The organism is Bacillota bacterium (assembly GCA_030019365.1).
In the GTDB taxonomy this organism is placed as follows: domain Bacteria; phylum Bacillota; class Sulfobacillia; order JACIYH01; family JACIYH01; genus JACIYH01.
This window is the reverse complement of record JASEFA010000010.1, coordinates 42,066-60,285: the sequence shown is the minus strand read 5'-3', so window position 1 is coordinate 60,285 and position 18,220 is coordinate 42,066. Positions and strand designations below refer to the sequence as shown.

At 67.2% G+C, this 18,220-nt stretch carries 17 protein-coding genes; 14 read left to right on the top strand and 3 right to left on the bottom strand.

What is annotated here, in order from left to right; genetic code table 11:
- Nucleotides 1-19: 19 nt before the first annotated feature.
- Complete coding sequence (locus QME70_12070; protein ID MDI6895311.1) at nucleotides 20-154, top strand: hypothetical protein; 135 nt, start codon at nucleotides 20-22, stop codon at nucleotides 152-154.
- 74 nt (nucleotides 155-228) lie between these two features.
- Here QME70_12070 and QME70_12065 read toward each other — a convergent pair whose 3' ends face one another.
- Nucleotides 229-1,866, bottom strand: coding sequence for an IS1634 family transposase (locus QME70_12065; protein MDI6895310.1), 1,638 nt, complete (start codon nucleotides 1,864-1,866; stop codon nucleotides 229-231).
- Between the two features lie 156 nt (nucleotides 1,867-2,022).
- Here QME70_12065 and QME70_12060 point away from each other — a divergent pair, with 156 nt between their 5' ends.
- From QME70_12060 to QME70_12035, 6 genes are all read left to right on the top strand, one after another.
- Entirely contained in the window at nucleotides 2,023-2,220 is a 198-nt protein-coding gene (locus QME70_12060) for a type II toxin-antitoxin system HicA family toxin (GenBank protein MDI6895309.1), read from the top strand.
- A 500-nt stretch (nucleotides 2,221-2,720) separates the two neighbouring features.
- Nucleotides 2,721-3,068 (top strand): trehalose-phosphatase, encoded by a 348-nt coding sequence (locus QME70_12055; GenBank protein ID MDI6895308.1) that lies wholly within the window; start codon nucleotides 2,721-2,723, stop codon nucleotides 3,066-3,068.
- A complete protein-coding gene (locus tag QME70_12050) occupies nucleotides 3,061-3,234 on the top strand; it encodes a hypothetical protein (protein MDI6895307.1) in 174 nt (57 codons plus the stop codon). Before QME70_12055 ends, QME70_12050 begins: the two co-directional genes overlap by 8 nt.
- Nucleotides 3,235-3,442: 208 nt before the next feature.
- On the top strand, nucleotides 3,443-4,354 hold the full coding sequence (locus QME70_12045) for a mechanosensitive ion channel family protein (GenBank protein MDI6895306.1): 912 nt from the start codon (nucleotides 3,443-3,445) through the stop codon (nucleotides 4,352-4,354).
- A 164-nt stretch (nucleotides 4,355-4,518) separates the two neighbouring features.
- Nucleotides 4,519-4,839, top strand: a complete 321-nt coding sequence (locus QME70_12040) for a hypothetical protein (protein MDI6895305.1) — start codon at nucleotides 4,519-4,521, stop codon at nucleotides 4,837-4,839.
- Nucleotides 4,840-5,060: 221 nt separating this feature from the next.
- On the top strand, nucleotides 5,061-5,492 hold the full coding sequence (locus QME70_12035) for a pyridoxal-phosphate dependent enzyme (protein MDI6895304.1): 432 nt from the start codon (nucleotides 5,061-5,063) through the stop codon (nucleotides 5,490-5,492).
- On the opposite strand, the gene QME70_12030 is transcribed toward QME70_12035, so the two are convergent.
- Entirely contained in the window at nucleotides 5,489-6,751 is a 1,263-nt protein-coding gene (locus tag QME70_12030) for a DUF1670 domain-containing protein (GenBank protein MDI6895303.1), read from the bottom strand. The genes QME70_12035 and QME70_12030 overlap by 4 nt on opposite strands.
- On the bottom strand, nucleotides 6,748-8,337 hold the full coding sequence (locus QME70_12025) for a DUF1670 domain-containing protein (GenBank protein MDI6895302.1): 1,590 nt from the start codon (nucleotides 8,335-8,337) through the stop codon (nucleotides 6,748-6,750). The genes QME70_12030 and QME70_12025 overlap by 4 nt, the downstream gene beginning before the upstream one ends.
- A 218-nt stretch (nucleotides 8,338-8,555) precedes the next feature.
- Here QME70_12025 and QME70_12020 point away from each other — a divergent pair, with 218 nt between their 5' ends.
- The 7 genes from QME70_12020 to QME70_11990 all read left to right on the top strand — a co-directional run bounded on the left by QME70_12020 (nucleotide 8,556) and on the right by QME70_11990 (nucleotide 17,750).
- The gene (locus tag QME70_12020; protein MDI6895301.1) at nucleotides 8,556-8,759 is read left to right on the top strand and encodes a thiamine pyrophosphate-binding protein; all 204 of its coding nucleotides are present in this window, start codon (nucleotides 8,556-8,558) and stop codon (nucleotides 8,757-8,759) included.
- A gap of 337 nt (nucleotides 8,760-9,096) precedes the next feature.
- Nucleotides 9,097-11,280 carry a [Fe-Fe] hydrogenase large subunit C-terminal domain-containing protein gene (locus QME70_12015; protein ID MDI6895300.1) on the top strand — a complete coding sequence of 728 codons (2,184 nt, stop codon included), beginning with the start codon at nucleotides 9,097-9,099 and terminating at the stop codon, nucleotides 11,278-11,280.
- Nucleotides 11,277-11,717, top strand: coding sequence for a response regulator (locus tag QME70_12010; protein MDI6895299.1), 441 nt, complete (start codon nucleotides 11,277-11,279; stop codon nucleotides 11,715-11,717). Before QME70_12015 ends, QME70_12010 begins: the two co-directional genes overlap by 4 nt.
- A gap of 10 nt (nucleotides 11,718-11,727) precedes the next feature.
- Nucleotides 11,728-13,266, top strand: coding sequence for a response regulator (locus QME70_12005; protein ID MDI6895298.1), 1,539 nt, complete (start codon nucleotides 11,728-11,730; stop codon nucleotides 13,264-13,266).
- Between the two features lie 215 nt (nucleotides 13,267-13,481).
- Entirely contained in the window at nucleotides 13,482-15,863 is a 2,382-nt protein-coding gene (locus QME70_12000; protein ID MDI6895297.1) for a [Fe-Fe] hydrogenase large subunit C-terminal domain-containing protein, read from the top strand.
- Nucleotides 15,832-17,235, top strand: a complete 1,404-nt coding sequence (locus tag QME70_11995) for a sigma-54 dependent transcriptional regulator (protein ID MDI6895296.1) — start codon at nucleotides 15,832-15,834, stop codon at nucleotides 17,233-17,235. The genes QME70_12000 and QME70_11995 overlap by 32 nt, the downstream gene beginning before the upstream one ends.
- Nucleotides 17,236-17,483: 248 nt before the next feature.
- Complete coding sequence (locus QME70_11990; GenBank protein ID MDI6895295.1) at nucleotides 17,484-17,750, top strand: hypothetical protein; 267 nt, start codon at nucleotides 17,484-17,486, stop codon at nucleotides 17,748-17,750.
- Nucleotides 17,751-18,220 lie beyond the last annotated feature (470 nt).

Sequence of the window (18,220 nt, the reverse complement as noted above, 5' to 3'; positions counted from 1 at the left end):
CGGAAAGGAGAGAGTGAACGTGAGCGGAATCCGAATCCAGAGACTTGGTTTCCTGGCGGTGATGTTAACGGTCGCCCTGCTGCTGACGGCATGCGCCCAGCAAAAGCAGCAACCACAGCCCTCCTCCAACCAGCCGGCCTTCGACAGTTTGTAGGAAGGCATGAGGTGTAGATTGGCTTCGCTGAAGGGTTTACGAGCTGGGAATTTCTCCGCGTGTAACTACATTTGTCAGGTTTTGGGCTCCACCAGGAGTACTGGCGGCGGTTCCTTCACCTTCAGACTCTGGAAGATACGCTGCTGAGCGGCAGTGGTCTCTGTACGCTGCAGGACCCGTCCTCCGGGTCCGGCGAACTCGCCAAGATGCATCGCCTCAAGAGACCGCCTGAGGGCCGGCCACGTCTGTCCCACCCTCGTCTCCGCCACCCGGATCAGCAGCAGCGCAAGCCAGCACAGAAGAACGTGAGACCTGATGCGATCCTCCAGGCGGTGGTAGATGGGGCGCAGGTCGAGGGTGTGCTTCAAGCAGCGGAAGGCATCCTCCACCTCGATGAGCCGCTTGTACCCCAGGGCGACATCCTCCGGGCTCAGGGTATCGTCGGAGGTCCTCACCAGGAATTTGCCGTCCAGCTTCTCATCCTCGCGCACTACTTCCATGTTGATTTTGAGCCGGCCATCCTTGAGGACCCTCAGGTAGCGGCCGTACAGGGGATGGGAGGCCAGTTCGCAGCACCGCTTGGTGTGCCCTGAGCCCTTGAGTTGCGCCAGCGCTTCGCGCAGGTCCTTCAGAATCTGCTCCCTCCGCAACCTGTCCCGTTCGGCCTCCTCGGGGTTGCGCACCAGCACGTACCGCACCCGCGCCTCCCCGTCGCCCACCACGATCTCCTTGACCTCCAGGCTATCCTTGACCTTCTTGTACCGGCCCTGCCGCGCCATGGCCTCCTCCGCCCGATCGGAGCCCCGCATCTTCTCACCCACGATGTAGTGCCCGCCGGCACGCTGCAACTGGCGCAGGTTCTCCTCCGATACGAACCCCCGGTCCAGCACCGTTATGACCCGGCCCAGCTTCCAGCCGATCAGGTCCTGCTTCACCTGGGACACCACGGACATGTCCGCCGTGTTGCCGGGCCAGCACCAGGACCTCACCGGGATGCCCTCCCTGGTGACCGCAAACCCCACCACGATCTGGGGCAGGTCGGGCCGGTGATCTTTCGAATGCCCTCTCCGTCGGAATCCGTCCTCCTGCTCCGTCTCGAAGTAGGTGCTGGTGGTGTCGAAGTAAAGGAGATCAACTTCCAGGTTCAACAGATCCGCCACCTGATGGAATACTTCACGCTCTATCGCCTCACGGGACTCCAGCATAAAGTCCATGGCACGGTACAGGTGCTGCACCGCTACCTCCGGCAGCCCCGGGATGAACACCTCCTGAGAAACCCATTCCTCCACCGCCAGCTTGCTCATGGGAGCCAAAGCACGCGAGGCGACCATGGCGAACAGGGCGCGCTCCACCGGGGCATCGAACCGGCGCTTCCTGAGCAGGCCGGCCAGGGCCTCCTTGATGCCAAGCCGGGTCCACAACTGGTCGAGCAGGTACGCCCCGCCCATGGGCCGCGAGGATATGAACCGGATGCCATGCCTGCCGTCCAGTTCGGGACGCAGCCCCAGTTCGTCTTCGGGGCCCAGGAACCGGGCGATACTCCTGGCCAGCCGGCGGAGGGCCTCCTTGTCCACCTCTTCCTCGCGGCCGAAGTTGTACAGGATGCGCGCCTTGCACTTACCGTCTGCGGGGTCCCGGTAGTTGTGGGCCAGTTGTACGTACCGGGCAACCGTGCCGTCCCTATTCTTGCGGGCTGTCGTTCGTATGTACATGCCCACATTCTAGCACGTGTATGTCAGGCGTGTCAAGCACTGGAAAGCTGCCGCGTGTAACTACGCACTTGGCTGTTTCCGACAGGGGCGAGCGCCCCGAAACCCGCACCACTACTGGGTTCTACTCTCGCCAGCGTTCCCACATGTGCCTCTCAACTGTCGAACTCGGGGTTACAGCGGGGCGGGTTTAGGCTGGTGCACGTTCGTGGCAGCCACCACTACCTTGAGCCTCCGGGCGGAGGTCTGCTGGTCACTGTTCCGGTCCACGGAAGCCGCGTGCTGAAGCCGAAGACTTTGAAGAGCATTCTGGATCGAGCAGGGGTTGCGGAAGAACAACTAACTGGGCTGCTTTGAGCTCATTGGTATGGCCTGGCATCTCACGGCAACGTGGAAGGGATCCACCCCGATCAGGTAGATGGCGAGTATCAGCGGCACCAGCAGCCACGGGGAACCCGAGGGTGACCCCGGCGGGGCTGGCGGGGCGGGTGAAGCCACAGTCGGGAAACCGGCCATGGCCCGCGCCCCACCTGCTCTTCCCTGGTGAGGACCTGCTACAGTGCAGGCCACGGGGAGAAGCAAGAAGGCCGTGGCCGTGAGTAACATCGCTTTCCAGCCCAGTTGCATCCCGGCTGCGGTTAACCCATAAAGGGGCAGGTTGGCCACGGTCATGACCAGAGCCACAGCCCGCGCCCGCCGGGCAGGCGCCACCAGGTGCCGAAAGCGTGCCATCCACGCGATGACCGGCAGGGCTGAGGCCAATCCCAAGAAGGTACCGACGGGGAGTCGCCGTGCGGTAGTCATGGCTGCCAGGGCGGGGCCGAAAACGGGGTACGACAGGAGCCGGGGGCGGAAGGGTGCACCCAGTACCCGGTGAACCTGGATGCTTTCTTGCCTACGGTGGCGCAGCCCGACACGCCCTGTACCGGGAGCTGGCGTCTGTACCGGGGTGCCTGGTCGAGGACAAAGGCATTTCGGTAGCGGTGCACTATCGTCAGGTCAGTAGCGCGCACCGCCCGGGGGTGTTCCAGCTCGTGAGCAAGGTGGCCCGATCCGTCCGCCTCCTTCGCTTGCAGCCCGGCCACGATGTGCTGGAACTCCGACCCAACGTGGCCTGGGACAAAGGCCAGGCGGTGATCTGGTTGCTGGAGATTACGCAGGGCGGCAATTGGTGGGAACGGGTCCCTCCCCATCTACGTGGGTGACGACTTCACCGACGAGGACGCATTCTCGGAACTGGCCGTCCGCGGCGTTACCATAAAGGTGGGGCGGGGGCCGACTGCTGCCCGCTACCGTCTCGGAGGGCCGGAGGATGTGGCCCCGTTCCTGGAGGCGTGTACGCGGCTTCTATGCGATCCGCTGCCAGGATGAACCGCTGCCACTGCGGCTGGATTGCTTTGCCTTGGTACGCCGGCTGTATTATGCTAGTAACCGGTGCTGCCGGCTAGAGGTTCTTCCGGTCATGCCGGCTTGCCCTTGACGGTGGCTAGACCTGGCGGAGAGAGGAGGAGAATCTGGTCGGAGGAGGCCGCCCCCGGGTCAGCGGGGGGAAGGCGGGCCGTCCGGACCAGGGTATGCCGTGGCCGATCGCCTGGTAGATTGGGTTCTCAATTCCGGCGTGCGTCTGTTGGGAATCGTGGTGGTCAGCTGGCTGGCCATCAGGAGCCTGCGTCCTGTCTTCGGCCGGCTTGAGCGCTTGCTGGCAGGTGAGCCCCGGCCGGGGGAGCCGCCCGGAGAGAGGCAGCGCCGGTTGAAAACGTTCATGAGCATCGCCCGCAACGGGGCGACCGTGGTAATCGTGGCCCTGGCGTTGGTAACCGCCCTCCCCGAATTGGGAGTGGAAATCGGACCGCTGCTGGCGGCAGCAGGCATAGGCGGCCTGGCCATCGGGTTCGGAGCGCAGAACCTGGTGAGAGACCTGATCAGCGGCTTCTTCCTGCTATTGGAGGATCAGGTGAGAGTGGGGGACGTGGTCAGCATCAACGGTACCAGTGGCCTCGTAGAGGCCATAAACTTGCGGACCATTGTCCTCCGCGACTTGGCCGGGGTCGTCCATGTTATACCGAACGGTAACATTCAGTCCGTAAGCAACATGACCAAGGACTGGTCGCGTTACGTCATAGACGTGGGGGTTGCCTACAAGGAGGACGTTGACCGTGTCATGGAGGTGCTGCAGTCGATAGGAGAAGAGCTGGCCCGTGATCCCCGTTACGGCCCGCTGATCCTGAGGCCTCTTGAGGTGCTCGGTGTAGACGACTTTGCTGACTCGGCAGTGGTCATCAAGGCGATGATAACCACCCTGCCCCTCAAGCAATGGGAGGTGGGACGGGAGCTTCGCAGGCGGATCAAGAAGCGCTTCGACGAGGAAGGCATCGAAATCCCCTTCCCACACGTGAGCATCTACTGGGGAGAGGCCAGCAAACCGCTGGAGGTCCTGGCCCAGCCGGGGTTTCGTTCGCGCCCCGGACGGAATACCGTGGGTACTGAGTGAGGTGAGCAACATTCGCAGCACGCGGAGGTCTCGGTGGGATCCTTTTTCTTCGCCGCTAGGTGAGTTCTCGCTGCTCATTTCCCTCGCGCTCGCCACGGGCGTGGTGGGTGGGCTCGGTGCTATTCTGTTCCGCCTGATGATCGGTTGGGCGGGCAGGGGGGTCCGTGAACGTCGGGCTCCTGCCTCATCCCCACTTCCCTGGCGTGGTGGCACCGTACGCTGCACCAGAGCTTTACCTGACCTCCGGCAACTGGCGGCTCGGCCGGGTCCCCACCATCACTGCGCTCGGGCTGGTTTCCCCGGCTTTCCATGTGGCGCTGAGCCCATTTGTCTACGGCGAACTGCGCGACGGTGGCACCTTCGCGATCTTGGGTAACACCATGTATCTCGTGGTGCCCGTCTTGCTCTGGATCGCCATGTATCACCACAATCTGGGCCGGGGCATAAACATGCCCAAGGCGTACCAGGAGATTCCGCCCGAGTGAAAGATACCGTAGGGGGCTGTTTCGTTGACCAGGCTACTGTTCGCGTGCGATGTGCACGGTAGCGAAAAGCGCTTCAAGAAGTTGCTCAACGCGCCTCGTTATCACGAAGGGGTAGACATCATCATCCTGGAGGGCGACATCTGCGGCAAGTTCCTGGTCACCATCGTGCAGCAGGGAGCCTCGAGATATAGCTGCGGGCCTTCGGTCAGGAATCCTCGAGAGTGCCCCGAAGCCGCGCGGACGTCATCGTTACCGCGGTGCAGTACGTGGGAGAAGCCGACCCCGACCAGTGCCTGGAGCAGGTGGCCGGAGACCTCCGTCGCCGGGGACGACGGCCGTACCTGATTCCCGTGGGCGGTGCCAGTTCGGTAGGCGTGCTGGGCTATGTGCTGGGAGCAACCGAACTGGTCGAGCAGGCGCGAGCCACGGGCCTTGAGTTGGACCTCGTTGTGGTGGCGTCCGGGTCGGGGGGGACGCAAGCCGGCCTGGCTCTCGGGATGCACCTCGTTGCCCCACATATCCGGGTGTTGGGGGTGAGTGTCGGTTACCCCGCGGATACCCTCCGCCAACGCGTCGCGGATCTGGCTGCCGGGGCCGCTCGGCTCCCGGAGGTGGCGGCGTCGGAACCCGCGGCAATTGAGGATTACAGCTAAACTCCCGAAGCCAGTTCCTCGACCTTGATGCCGCGGCTGACCAGGTAGTTCTTGATGGCGTCGGGGTCGGGGAAGTGTTTCTTCGCCAGTTCCAGGTGCTCCTTCACGAGAGCGGGGCTGGTGCCGGTGATACGGTGCATGGCCTTTTCGGGGACGCGGTAGTACACCAGCATCAGCACCCGGTCGAACAGGCGCAGGTAGGCGTCCACCGAGGAGGGGGCATGGTAGATCCTGCGCGCGATCTCGGTGGTGGAAAGACCCTGCAGGGCCATCTCGACCACGATCGTTTTGTGCGTCAGCGTCCTGCCCATGTCCAGCACGGTGCCGGCGGTGGGTAGCAGCACCCCGAACCGCTCCTGGTACGCTTCCAGGAGCTCGCGGATGAGCCCCGGGCTGATGTGCAGTATCCACTCCAGGTCCACGGTGGTGAGCACTCCGTCCTGCCGCCACGCCTCGGCCGTGATGCGCTCGAGCTGCCTCATCTTGAGCCGCTTCAGTTCCGCCCTGCTCGACGGCGGGTGCTCCATCTCCTCGGGGGTGAGCAGCGTGAGCACCACGGGGACGAACAGGCGTGGGTCGGTACGCCGGCTGCGGTGGGTACCGTGGGCCAGCCACACCACCTGCCCGGGCTGTAGCTCCGACACCTCCGGGCAGCACCACGCCCGGATCTCGGCCGCCGTCCTGACCAGCCCCTCGGCCTGGGCGGGCTTGCACCCGTAGTCCGACTCGAGCTTGCTGACCAGGAGGGTGAGGACCTCCCTGGGCGGGTCGGCGGGCTCCGGCCTCCTGGGCACCTGAGGCAACTGGTCGGCGGAGATGGGTTCCTCGGGGAGGAAGCCCTGGCCCTTGGCTCCCCGCTGTCTGGCCAGTTCGCCCTGGTCCAGGAGTTGCCACACGTCCTGCACGGTGGCGGCGGGGTTTTCCGCCTGCAGCCGCTCGAGTTCCAGGTGCTCGATCTGACGCTTCACCGCCTCCACCCTGAGCTCCCCGAGGCGGGAGATGGTCCCGGGATCAAGCAGGGGCAGCCTCACGTTCTTGCCCTGGTAGGTGACGAGCATCTCGCCCGGCCTGACCCGCTCGATCCCGTGCTGCTTCTCCCAGGCCTCCATGGCCTCGTTGGTCATCCGGGCCACGGCTTCCGCGAGGTACGACTGGGGAGCCAGCTCGAACCGCGCCCTGAGGTGGGACACCTGGACTGGCAGAAGGTCCCTTGCGGGAAGGGTCGCGTACCTTTCGCTCCCCTTCCGCTCTCGGGTCACTGTATCTCCTCCTTGGGGGCCCCCTTTTTCTCCGGGGGGTGGGCCTCGGCCATCCGGCGGATCCTGGCCATGCGGAAGATGTAGTCGTCCGTGGCCGTGAACTCCCGGTAGAGGGCCGCGTACTTTTCCACCAGCCTGCGCGACCTGCCCACCGCCATTCTCACCGCGGGTACGGGCATCCCGAGGTCCAGGCAGTAGGTCACGCGGGCAAAGTCGATCAGGTACCGCTCGATGCTCTCGTAGCTGTGCCCGGTGCGGCGCACGATGTCCGTCTCCGTGTACCCGTCCATGAACAGCCGGATGATCTTCTCCGCGTGCGACAGCGTGGGGCCCATGTCGGCCACCCGGCCCCGGATGGGCAGTACCACCTTGGGGTGCTCCTTCATGCAGTCGGCCACTGCGTCGGTCGACAGCCCCAGCAGGAAGCCGAGGTCGGCCAGCGACAGGGCCACGCCCTGGGCGTAGGCGGAGGTGGCAAGGCGCTCCAGCCGCGCCCACTTGAGCGCCTGGGGACTCTCCCGGTTCACCAGGGCCCAGTCCTCCGGGGTGACGTAGTCCAGGATGACCTCCCGGAGGGTGCAATCGCGCAGGCTCTTCCCCGGGGGCTCCGCACTTGAGACCCCGAAGTACACCACCTGGCCCGAGGCCCGGTGCCGGCGGGAGATGCGGTAGGCGAGGTCGCTGATCTCCTGGCAGAACCGCTCCGAGGAGGCGGGGGTGTAACCGTGCCGCTGCCTCAGCAGGGCTAAGAAGGCTTCCCGCTCCTGCCCCGGGGGTGCCTTGGGCGGAGGCAGCACGCCCTTTTTGGGCACCCTCTCCCGGGCACCGTCTTGGCTGTCCCGGTAGCGGGCCCAGAGTCCCAGCCAGCCCGCCACCACCTCGGGGGGCTCGCCGATCGCTTCCGCGATCTCGTCTGCGGGCCGGTCGGACAGGGCCACCGCGTACTGGAACTCCAGGTACCACTTGCTGAGCAGGTGCCGCGACACCGCCAGCTCCCGCCGGATGGTGGCCGGGTCGTCCCCCCGCAGGTAGCGGTCCACGGCCAGCACCGCCCGCGGCGTGGTGAGCCTCTCCCGCATCTTCCTGCTCATCCCCGCCAGCGGCAGCAGGCAGCCCTGGTCCCAGAGTCTGGACAGCCTCTCCCGGATGCCCTTGTGGCTGAGAGGCCAGAGCAGGCACAGCCTCTTTTCGTCCAGGAGGGCGTCCTGCTCCCAGGCCTCCTCGATGGCCCGAGCCATCCTCCCCAGCACCATCACCGCCACCCCGAAGTCGGCCATGAGCTCGGCGTCGTCATCGGAGAACACGGTGATGGTCACCAGCTTCTCGGGCTGCCCGGACCGTCCCCGCCGCATGAAGCTCGACCGGCCCGCTATGGCGGGGAGCTCGATCTGGCCCAGGCCGCGGGAGAGCAGGTGTCCTTCGATGAAGTCGAGGGTGTCCCGGGCCACCATCTCGGCTTCCTCCAGGGAGATCTCCCGCCTGGCCCGAATCTCGCTGGTGAGGAAGGCCAGGAGCGTCTTGGCCTCCACCGAGGCTGCCTCAGTGCGGATGCGCTGCCGGTAGAAGGTGGGGCGCCCCACTTTCACCACCCCCGGTAACCGTTACCACACCCCGAGGGGCGGTACCTGCCGGCTGCACGCAGCCGGCCCCCCGGAAACCCGCTCCGCCGGTCGCGGGTTTCCGGGCTCACATTCCATCTCACGGCTCCAGGCGACGCTATCACGTTTTCAAGGTGCAGCGGTCAGCCTGTGATCCCTTCCCGCATTCGGGAGCTTGGCGGTAGTAGGGGTTACGGATCGGTTCCTTGCGCCCGGGTACCCGGGAAATGCTGCCCCGGGTGTTCAGATCTGCATTTCGCTATGCCACCTCTGGCCGCACGGGTGCGGTTCACATCAGCATCCCCGAGGACGTTCTCTCAGGCACAACTGAATTCGATGAACGAGAACTGTACGCAGAGTCTCACTGCGGTTCGTGCCCTGCATTCCGATCCGGCCCGACCCGCAGCTAGTGGAGGAGGCTTGTAGGGCGCAGCTCCTCTGACTGGCGGGGATTCCTGCGCGCGTCGGGTGCTTCATCGTCCATCCCTCCAGGTTATTGAGCGTTGCCGCCCGCTCCCGAAGGTAGACGACGCTCCCCCGACAAAGGTTGCAGGTGGCCCGGCTGCCGAGCCGGCGGCTGCGGGGCTGGCAGTGCAGGCCTGGCAGGTACGCGGCGGGTGCGGGGTCTGGCCCGGTGCAGGCAGGCGCGGGGCCGTTGACAGGAATAGTGTCACAATGGTACGATGCGATCGGCAAGGTTAGCGTGCGGCTTTTTCTTTGCCCCTGCATGTGAAAGGAAGCACAAGCATGGCCGTGGTGACCACCATCGGGCGGAAGTGCCGCAGGTGTTACACCTGCATCCGCCACTGCCCGGCCCGGGCCATCAAGGTGGAAGGCGGGCAGGCCCAGGTGGTGGCCGAGCTATGCATAGCGTGCGGGACCTGCCTGCGGGTGTGCCGCCAGCAGGCCAAGAAGATGGAGTCCCACGTGGAGATGGCCCGGGAGGTGCTCCGGGAGGACGGGGCGGCGGCCATCCTGGCGCCCTCGTACGTGGTCAACTACTGGCAGGTTTCTCCCGGGCAGGTGGCCACCGCCCTGCGCCTGCTCGGCTTCGAGACGGTGGCCGAGGTGGCATACGGGGCGGAACTGGTGGCGCTGGCATATCTGCGCCTGCTCGTGGGCCGGCCGGTGTTCGCCCGGGCCGGGTCCGGGGCAGCCGGGGCGGAGCGATGCGGCGACGGCTCTACCGGGGCGGCCGGGGCGGGGGGTGACGGGGACGGCCCCACCCGGGCCGCGGGGTGCGGGGATGGCCCCACCGGGGCGGCGCGCCCCCTCATATCCACCGCCTGTCCGGCCGTGGTGAACCTGGTAGAGGTCCACTACCCGGAACTCATCCCCTGGCTGGCGCACGTGGTGTCTCCCATGGTGGCCCTGGCCCGGTACCTGAAGCATTACGGCAGGGCCCGCAGCGTGGTTTTCGTGGGCCCCTGCGTGGCCAAGAAGGACGAGATCCGCCATCCCGGCCTGGCCGGGGCGGTGGATGCCGTGCTCACCTTTCCCGAGCTGGACGAGATGCTTGCCGGCCGGGGGATCGTGCCGGCTGACCTTCCTCCGGGAGGGTTCGATCCCCCCCATCCGCGGCTGGGCCGGTGCTTCCCCCTTTCGGGTGGCCTCCTGCGCACTGCTTCATTGCACGCCGATCCGTTGCACCCGACGGTGATGGCCGTCGACGGGCGGGACCGGGTGTTGCGCAAGCTGGGCCGCCTGCGCCATTCGCAGTTCCGACCGGTGCTGCTGGACCTCCTCTTCTGCGAGGGCTGTATCGACGGTCCCCTCATCGACCCCACCATTACCCTGACCGAGCGACGCAAGCGCCTGGCCGACCACGTGCTCGCCGGGTGCGGGGAGGAACCGGAGCTGGCCGCCGCCGACGCCGTCCTGGGCGAGGTGGACCTGTCGCGCAGTTTCCAGGACCGCCACCTGGCGCAACCGGTGCCCTCCGAGGAGGAGATCCGGCGCATCCTCGCCCTGACGCGCAAGTACCGCCCGGAGGACGAACTGGACTGCGGTGCCTGCGGGTACGCCACCTGCCGCGACAAGGCCCTGGCCGTGTGGAGGGGTGTGGCCGAAGCGGAGATGTGCCTGCCCTACATGATCGAGGAACTTGAGCAGTCGGTGAGGGAACTGGCACGCTCACACCAGGAGCTGGAGGAATCGCACCTCCAGCTGCAACGCATGCAGGAGCATCTCATCCAGTCGGAAAAGATGGCCTCGCTGGGGCAGCTATCCGCGGGGGTGGCCCACGAGCTGAATAATCCCCTGGGGGGTATCCTGCTCTTCGCCGGCAGTCTCCTGGAGGAATTGCCCTCGGGTGACCCCCGCCGCCGGGAGATAGAACTCATCCGCAAGGAAGCGCAGCGCTGCCGCGACATCGTGCGCAACCTGCTCAACTTCGCCCGCCAGACCCGGTTGCGCAAGCAGCAGGTGAACCTGGCGGATCTCCTGCGGGAAGTGATGGAGGTGATGGCCCCCCACATTCCACCAGGGGTGACGGTGCGGCAGGAGTTGAACGAGCTGCCGCCCGTGTGGCTGGACCCGGGAGAAATGAAGCAGGTGTTCACCAACGTCATCTCCAACGCCATCGAGGCCATGCCCGACGGTGGCACCCTAACCATCCGGGCCGGGCGGGCACCCGAGGGGGTCACCGTGTGCCTGGCAGATACAGGGTGCGGCATCCTGCCGGAGCACCTTAACCACATTTTTCAGCCGTTCTTCACCACCAAACCCATAGGCAAGGGGACCGGGCTGGGCCTGGCCACGGCGTACGGTATCGTCAAAATGCACGGGGGAGACATCACGGTGCGCAGCCAGGTGGGGGTGGGCACGGAGGTAGAGATCCTTTTGCCCCTGGGCGAGTCCGAGGCGGTGTCGGTACTGACCCCGGAGCGCCCCGGGAGTGCCGGGGCATTGACGGGAGGGGTGGGATTGTGACGGGTGCCGGGGTACGACGGGGGGTCGTGCTGGTAATCGACGACGACCGGGACCTGCTGGAGGTCGACCGTCTGGCCCTGGAGGCGGCGGGTTACGAGGTACACACCGCCGCCACGGGGCGGGAGGGACTGGCCCTGGCCCGGTCGCTGCGGCCCGATGTGATCGTGCTGGACATCATGATGGAAACCCTCACGGAAGGGTTTGACGTGGCCTCGGCGTTGATGGACGACCCGGTCACACGCCGGATTCCCGTGGTCATGGTCTCGGCCTACGCGCAGGCGGTGCGGGTTCCCGACAAGTTCCGCGTCGGGCAGAAGAGGCCGGGGGCGGCGGCCGGGCCGCTGGACGGGCGGCTGGCACTGGCTACCGCCTACTACGAGAAGCCGGTTTCCCCCGGCCGCCTGGTGCAGATCGTGGACAGGATTCTCACAAGGTAGGTGGAAAGCGATGTCAGGGAAAGTGCTGGTGATCGACGACGAAGCTTCCATCCGGCTGGCCTGCGAGAAGGTGCTCACGGCAGCCGGTTACCGGGTAGAAGTGGCCTGCGACGGTAGCGAGGGCCTGGACAAGCTGCGCACGGCGGCTTTTGACGTCGCCCTGGTGGACCTCAAGATGCCGGGCGTGGACGGCATGGAGGTGCTGAGGCGGGCACGGGAGGTGGACCCGGACCTGGTGACCATCGTCATCACCGGGTACCCGTCCTATGAGAGCGTGGTGGAGGCCATCAAGGCGGGGGCGTACGATTACATCCCCAAGCCGTTCAGCCCGGATGAGTTGCGCACGGTGGTGGGGCGCGGGTACGAGAAACACGAACTGCAGAGGGAGGCCCGCATCCTCCAGGAGGAGCGGGCGCGCAACCTGGTCACCATCGCCGAGGAGCGCGGCCGCCTGCTCACGGTGATCAACTGCATGGCCGACGGAGTGATGGTGGCCGACCGGGAGGGGCGCCTGGTGCTTTACAACCCGGCCGCCGCTCGCTGGCTCGCCCCCGACGCCCTGGGGCGCCCCCTGGGCGAGGTGTGCCGGTGGGCCGAACTGGAAGGCCTGGTGCGCGAGGTGACTGCCACGGGCGGGTTACGCTCCCTGAGCACCGACCTGGTCTCGGAAAGGGGGACCCCCACCTTCATGGCCACCGTGGCGCCGGTCTTGACCGAAGCGGCGGCGGTGTCCGCAACGCCGGCGCCCGGTGCCGGGACGGGGCCGGCCCCCGGTGCCGGGAAGGCCCCGGAGACTGGGGCGTCGGGGGCTGAGATGCTGGGCGCGGTACTGGTGCTGCGGGATGTGACCGAGTTACGCCGGCAGCAGCGGGAGCGGGCCAACTTCATGGCCATGGTCTGCCACGAGATCCGCGCCCCCGTGTCCGCGATTGCCGGGTACCTGGAGCTGATGTTGCGGGGCGTGGTCGGCCACGAAGCCTGGCCCGACTTGCTCGAGCGCTGCCGGGCCCGGTCGGAGGGACTCGTGGCCCTCATCCAGGACATGCTGGACCTGGCCCGCATGGAAACCCCCGTACGCCACGTGGAGCGCGTCCCGGTGCGCGAGGTCATGGAGGAAAGCCTGGCCACGCTGAGCCCCCAGGCGGAGCGGGCGGGTGTGATGGTGCGCCTTGAGCCCCCTGCCGGCGACCTGGTAGTGGACGCGGACCGGTTCGAACTGGGACGGGTGGTCACCAATCTCCTCTCCAACGCCATCAAGTTCAACCGCCCCCGCGGCTCGGCGACTGTTTCCTGGGGGAGAGAAGGGGACTACCTGGTGATCGGGGTGCAGGACACGGGCATCGGCATCGATCCCCGCCACCTCCCCCGGCTGGGTGAGGAGTTCTACCGGGTGCGCGACGAGACGACGGCGGGCATTCCCGGAAGCGGCCTGGGCCTGGCCATCGTGAGGAACATCGCCCGCACCTACCATGGCGACCTGCGCGTGAGCAGCGAGCCCGGCGCGGGTACCACGGTGGAAGTCAGGCTGGCATGCCCTCCATGCGCGTGAGGCACGGCCGACCGTGCCGCGAACCCGGCCGCCGGTCGCCGCGCGCGGGCGGACCCGGTGTGACACCATCCGACACGCGGGTGGGCGGACCCGGTGTGACGCCATCCGGCACACGGGTGGGCGGACCCGGTGTGATGCCGGCCGGGACGAGCGCGAGGGACCCTGCGGGTTGCCAGGGCTTGTGAACGCGAGTACAATGTGTACGGGGAGATGAAGTGGGAGTCGTAAGTACCATTCCGGGCCGGTGCCGGCAGTGTTACGCCTGCGTGCGTCATTGCCCGGTGAGAGCCATCATGGTGCGCCAGGAGCAGGCCACCGTCCTGGAGGAGCGTTGCATTTCCTGCGGGTACTGCGTTACCGTGTGCAGCCAGAAGGCGAAGCGGGTGGCATCCGACCTGGCCGCCGCCAGGGAGATGCTGGAGAACGGGCGGGCGGTGTGCGCCCTGCTCGCACCTTCTTTCGTGGCGGAGTTCTACCCCCTGCGGCCGGGGCAGGTGGCGGCCGCCCTGCGGCGCCTGGGGTTTCGCTGGGCATTCGAGGTGGCCTATGGGGCCGAACTGGTGACCGGGGAGTACCTGCGCCTGCTGCGCCGGGCGACGAAGGCGGGATGGAGGAGGCCCCTGGTGAGCACCCCCTGCCCCGCCATCGTGCACCTGGTGGAAAGCCACTTCCCCTCCCTCATCTCCTTCCTGGCTCCGGTGGTGTCGCCCATGGTGGCCACCGCCAGGGCGGCGCGCATCCTGCTGGGCGAGAACGGTGGGCTGGCCACGGTGTTCATCGGCCCCTGCGTGGCCAAGATCGAGGAAGCCCGCCATCCCGCGGTGGCGGGGGCCGTGGACGGGGTGCTCGGTTTCCCGGAGTTGCGGGCGTGGTGGCGGGAGGCCGGGGTCGACCCGTCTTCCCTGCCGGAGGAGGCGTTCGACAACCCGCCCGCCACCCTGGGCAAGCTGTACCCCGTTCCGGGGGGGTTGCTGCGCACGGCGGCCCTGCGGGCAGACGTGCTGGACAACGAGATCCAGATCGTAGAGGGCCGTGAGAAGTCCCTGGAGTTCCTGCGCGCGCTGGAGAGGCGGGAGGTCGGGGGAACCTTCGTGGACATCCTGTTCTGCGAGGGATGCGTCAACGGTCCCCTGGCCAGCAGTCCCCTGCCCGCCTACGGCCGTCGCGACCGGGTGGTGCGGGAGGTGCGTGCCCTGCCTCCGGGATCCCTCCGCCTGGCGGAGCCGCCCCCCGGCATCGACCTGGAGCGGGAGTTTACCCCGCGGCCCGTGCGGCTGCCGGAACCGGACGAGGCCCGGATCCGGGCCATCCTGCGGGAGCTGGGCAAGACCCGGCCGGAGGATGAACTGAACTGCGGCGCCTGCGGTTATGCCACCTGCCGGGAAAAGGCGGTGGCCGTGTTCCAGGGCCTGGCGGAGAACAAGATGTGTCTCCCTTACCTCATCACCGAACTGCAGGCCCGCAACGCCGAGCTGGCCTACCTGCGCGACTACAACCGCAACATCGTGGAGAGCATCGCCGAGGGGGTCATCGTCACCGACCGGGAGGGCACCATCACCGTGTTCAACGACCCGCGCGGTCACCTCTCCGATCGACCCCGGGCGGAACTGATCGGCAGGAAGCTGTTCCTGGGTCTTCCCCACCTGGACCGCGAGGAGGTGAGGAAGGCCATCTCCGCCGTGCTGGATGAGGGCAGGATGGGGGCGGTGCCCGAGCTCCGCTACGGGTTGCGGGACCGCCCCGTGGTCTCCAGCCTGCGCGCCTACCCCCTGCGCGGGGAGCAGGGGGAGTTGCTGGGGGCGGTGGTCGTCTGCCAGGACATCACCGAGGAGAAGCGCTGGTTCAGCCGCCTGGCGGAGTCCGACCGCCTGGCCTCCCTGGGCCGGCTGGCGGCGGGGGTGGCTCACGAGATCAACAATCCCCTCACCCTGGTCTCCGGTTACGCCGAGCTCCTGCGCGACGGCGTCACTGACCCCGCGCTCAGGGAGCAGGCCGCGGTCATCGTGGAAGAGGTGGAGCGTATCGCCGGCATCGTGCGCAACCTGCTCACTTTCGCCCGCCAGCAGCGCGCCACGGTGAGCCCGTGTGATGTCAACGCCATCCTGGGGCGCCTGGTTACCCTCACCGCCTCGCAGTTCCAAAAGGGCCGCGTGGAGGAGGTGCTGGAGTGCGAGACCGGACTGCCGTGCGTGGCCGCCAACCCGGCGGAGCTGGAGCAGGTGTTCCTGAACCTCATGATAAACGCCCTGGAGGCCATGCCCGGCGGGGGCAGGCTGACCGTGCGGACCCGTTCGCTGGCGGTGGGCGGTGTGCCCTGGGTGGAGGTGAGTTTCACCGATACGGGCTGCGGCATAAGGGAAGAGCACCTGGACCGCATATTCGAGCCCTTCTTCACCACGAAGGAAGTGGGCAAGGGTACCGGGCTCGGCCTTTCGGTCTCGTACGGGATCGTGCGCAAGTACGGGGGGACCATCGAGGTTTCCAGTGAGGAAGGGAAGGGGAGCGAGTTCGTGGTGCGTCTCCCCGTGGCCAATCACGTGGGGCGTGGAACGGAGGTGACGGGCTTTGCCGGCGCGCATCCTGGTGGTGGACGATGAGCCGCGGGTGTGCGAGTTCCTGCGCACCGTGCTGGAGGCCGAGGGATGGCAGGTCACGACGGCTGAGGGAGGGGTACGGGCCCTGGAGGAGCTGGGGCGGGGCAGCTTCGACCTGGTGATCACGGACCTGGTCATGCCGGAAGTGGACGGGATGCAGGTGCTGGAGGCTGCCCGCAGCGAGGACCCGGACGCGGTGGTGATCGTCATCACCGGGTACTCCACCGTGGAGTCCGCCGTGGAGGCCATGAAGAAGGGAGCCTTCGATTACATCCCCAAGCCCTTCAAGGTCGAGCACATCAAGCTCCAGTGTCGTAAGGCCCTGGACCAGCGGCGCGTGATCCTGGAGAACCGGGTGCTGCGCCACCAGTTGAGCGTGACCCAGGTCCGTTTCGGACGCATGATCGGCGACAGTCGCGCCATGCAGGAGGTGTACCGCCTCATTGCCAAGGTGGCTCCCACCGGCAGCACGGTGCTCATCAGGGGGGAGACAGGTACCGGGAAGGAGCTGGTGGCGCGGGCCATCCACTATCACAGCCCCCGGCGAGAACACCCCCTGGTCACCGTCAACTGCGCCGCCCTGCCCGAGACCCTGCTGGAGAGCGAGCTGTTCGGGTATACCCGGGGTGCCTTCACCGGCGCCACGGTGCCCAAGAGGGGCCTGCTGGAGGAGGCGGACGGGGGGACGTTCTTCCTGGACGAGATCGGGGATGTAAGTCTGGCCCTGCAGGCCAAGTTGCTGAGGGTACTGGAGGAAGGTGAGTTCCTGCGCCTGGGGGAAACCCGGCCCCGCCGGGTGGATGTGCGCGTCATCGCGGCCACCAACCGCGACCTGGAAAAGGCGCTCGACAGCGGGGGTTTCCGGTCTGACCTGTATTTCCGGCTGAACGTCTTCACCGTCCACCTGCCGCCGCTGCGGGAACGGGAGGGGGACGTCCCCCTGCTGGCCGGTCATTTCCTGCAGCGCAGCGCCCAGCGCATGGGTAAGCCCCTGCGCGGCTTCACCCCCCGGGCCATGGAGTGCCTGGTGCGGTATTCCTGGCCGGGCAACGTGCGGGAACTGGAGAACGTGGTGGAGCGTGCCGCCATACTGGCGGAAGGCCCCTTCGTGGACGTGGGCGACCTGCCCCGCGAGATGCACCATTCCTCCCGGGAGCCGGCTTCTCTGCCTGTCCCCGTGCCGGAAGGCCGGACGTTCAAAGAAGCCGTGCGGGAATTTGAACGTTCCCTGGTGCTGGAGGCCCTCGAACGGGCGGGGGGAGTGCCCGCGCGGGCCGCGCGCCTCCTGGGCCTCAACCGATCCACCTTCCACGAGATCACGCGCAGGCTGGGCATCCAGGACCGGGTACAGGCGGCCGGGGGACGCCCCCGTTAAGCTTTTCGAACACGTTCGTTTCCTTGAACGATGTATGGCAGCCGCCGCCGGCGCCGCCCGGCCGGGCGACGGGCTCCCGTGCGCCCAGAAGGCCAGGCGTGGCGCGGTTCTGGGCCACTGCGGCCCTGGCCGGCGCGGTGGCGCGCACCCTGGCACACCTCTTGCTTGAGTAAGTGGGTGGAAGCCGCGAGCGGGGTCCGCCCCGGCGCGAAGCTCCGGCCCCGACGAGAGCAAAGGAGGTGGCCATGGTGGCCGAACCGGCCGTCACCCGCGAGCAGTTGCTCGAGGAGAAAAAGTACTGGGAGGAGAAGGTGCGCAGGCTGCGGGTACTGCCGCCGCCGGAGAACAAGACCGGGTGGGGCTTCGACATCGATCCCGACCTGGAGTATGCCCGGGTGGAGGAAATCTACAACACCCTGGGCCCCAACCTGGAGTGGTTCGCGCGCACGGAGAAGGTGGATTACAGCGGCCTGCGCCGCCAGCGGGAGATCGAACGCCGGCTGAACCAGAACTAGCGGGGAGGACGGGAAGTGTCCAGGCGTGTGCTGGTGTGCGGGGGCGCGGGGTGTGTTTCGTCCGGCTGCGCTGCGGTCAGCGAAGCCCTCCTGGCCCGGGTAGCGGAAGCCTCCCTTCCCGGGGTGGAGGTGGTGGTGACCGGGTGCATCGGGGCCTGCGCCCTCGGACCCCTTGTACTGGTCGAACCCGAGGATGTTCCCCGGAGTTCACGGCCATCCGCGGCAGGGAAGGTCTGCGGGAGGCCACCATCCACCTGGATGGGCGAGCGGTGCGGGTGGCCGTCATCCACGGGCTGGGGGGTTGGGGGGCGTCGCAGGGGTTCTGCCGTCGAATGGCGGGGGGAGGCCGCGGTGCAGGCAGGAATCTGGCCAGGAGTGTTGAAGTACAAGCTCAGAGGTAAGACACCTTGCCTGTGGACCCACGGGTGCGGCGGGGGACCGCCGGGTTCCGCGGGTGCTCGGGAGAGGGG

Coding starts and splice junctions, on each gene's coding strand:
- QME70_12005 (MDI6895298.1), top strand. CDS start 11,728: ATGTCAGGGAAAGTGCTGGTGATCGACGACGAAGCTTCCATCCGGCTG.
- QME70_12065 (MDI6895310.1), bottom strand. CDS start 1,866: ATGTACATACGAACGACAGCCCGCAAGAATAGGGACGGCACGGTTGCC.
- QME70_12015 (MDI6895300.1), top strand. CDS start 9,097: ATGGCCGTGGTGACCACCATCGGGCGGAAGTGCCGCAGGTGTTACACC.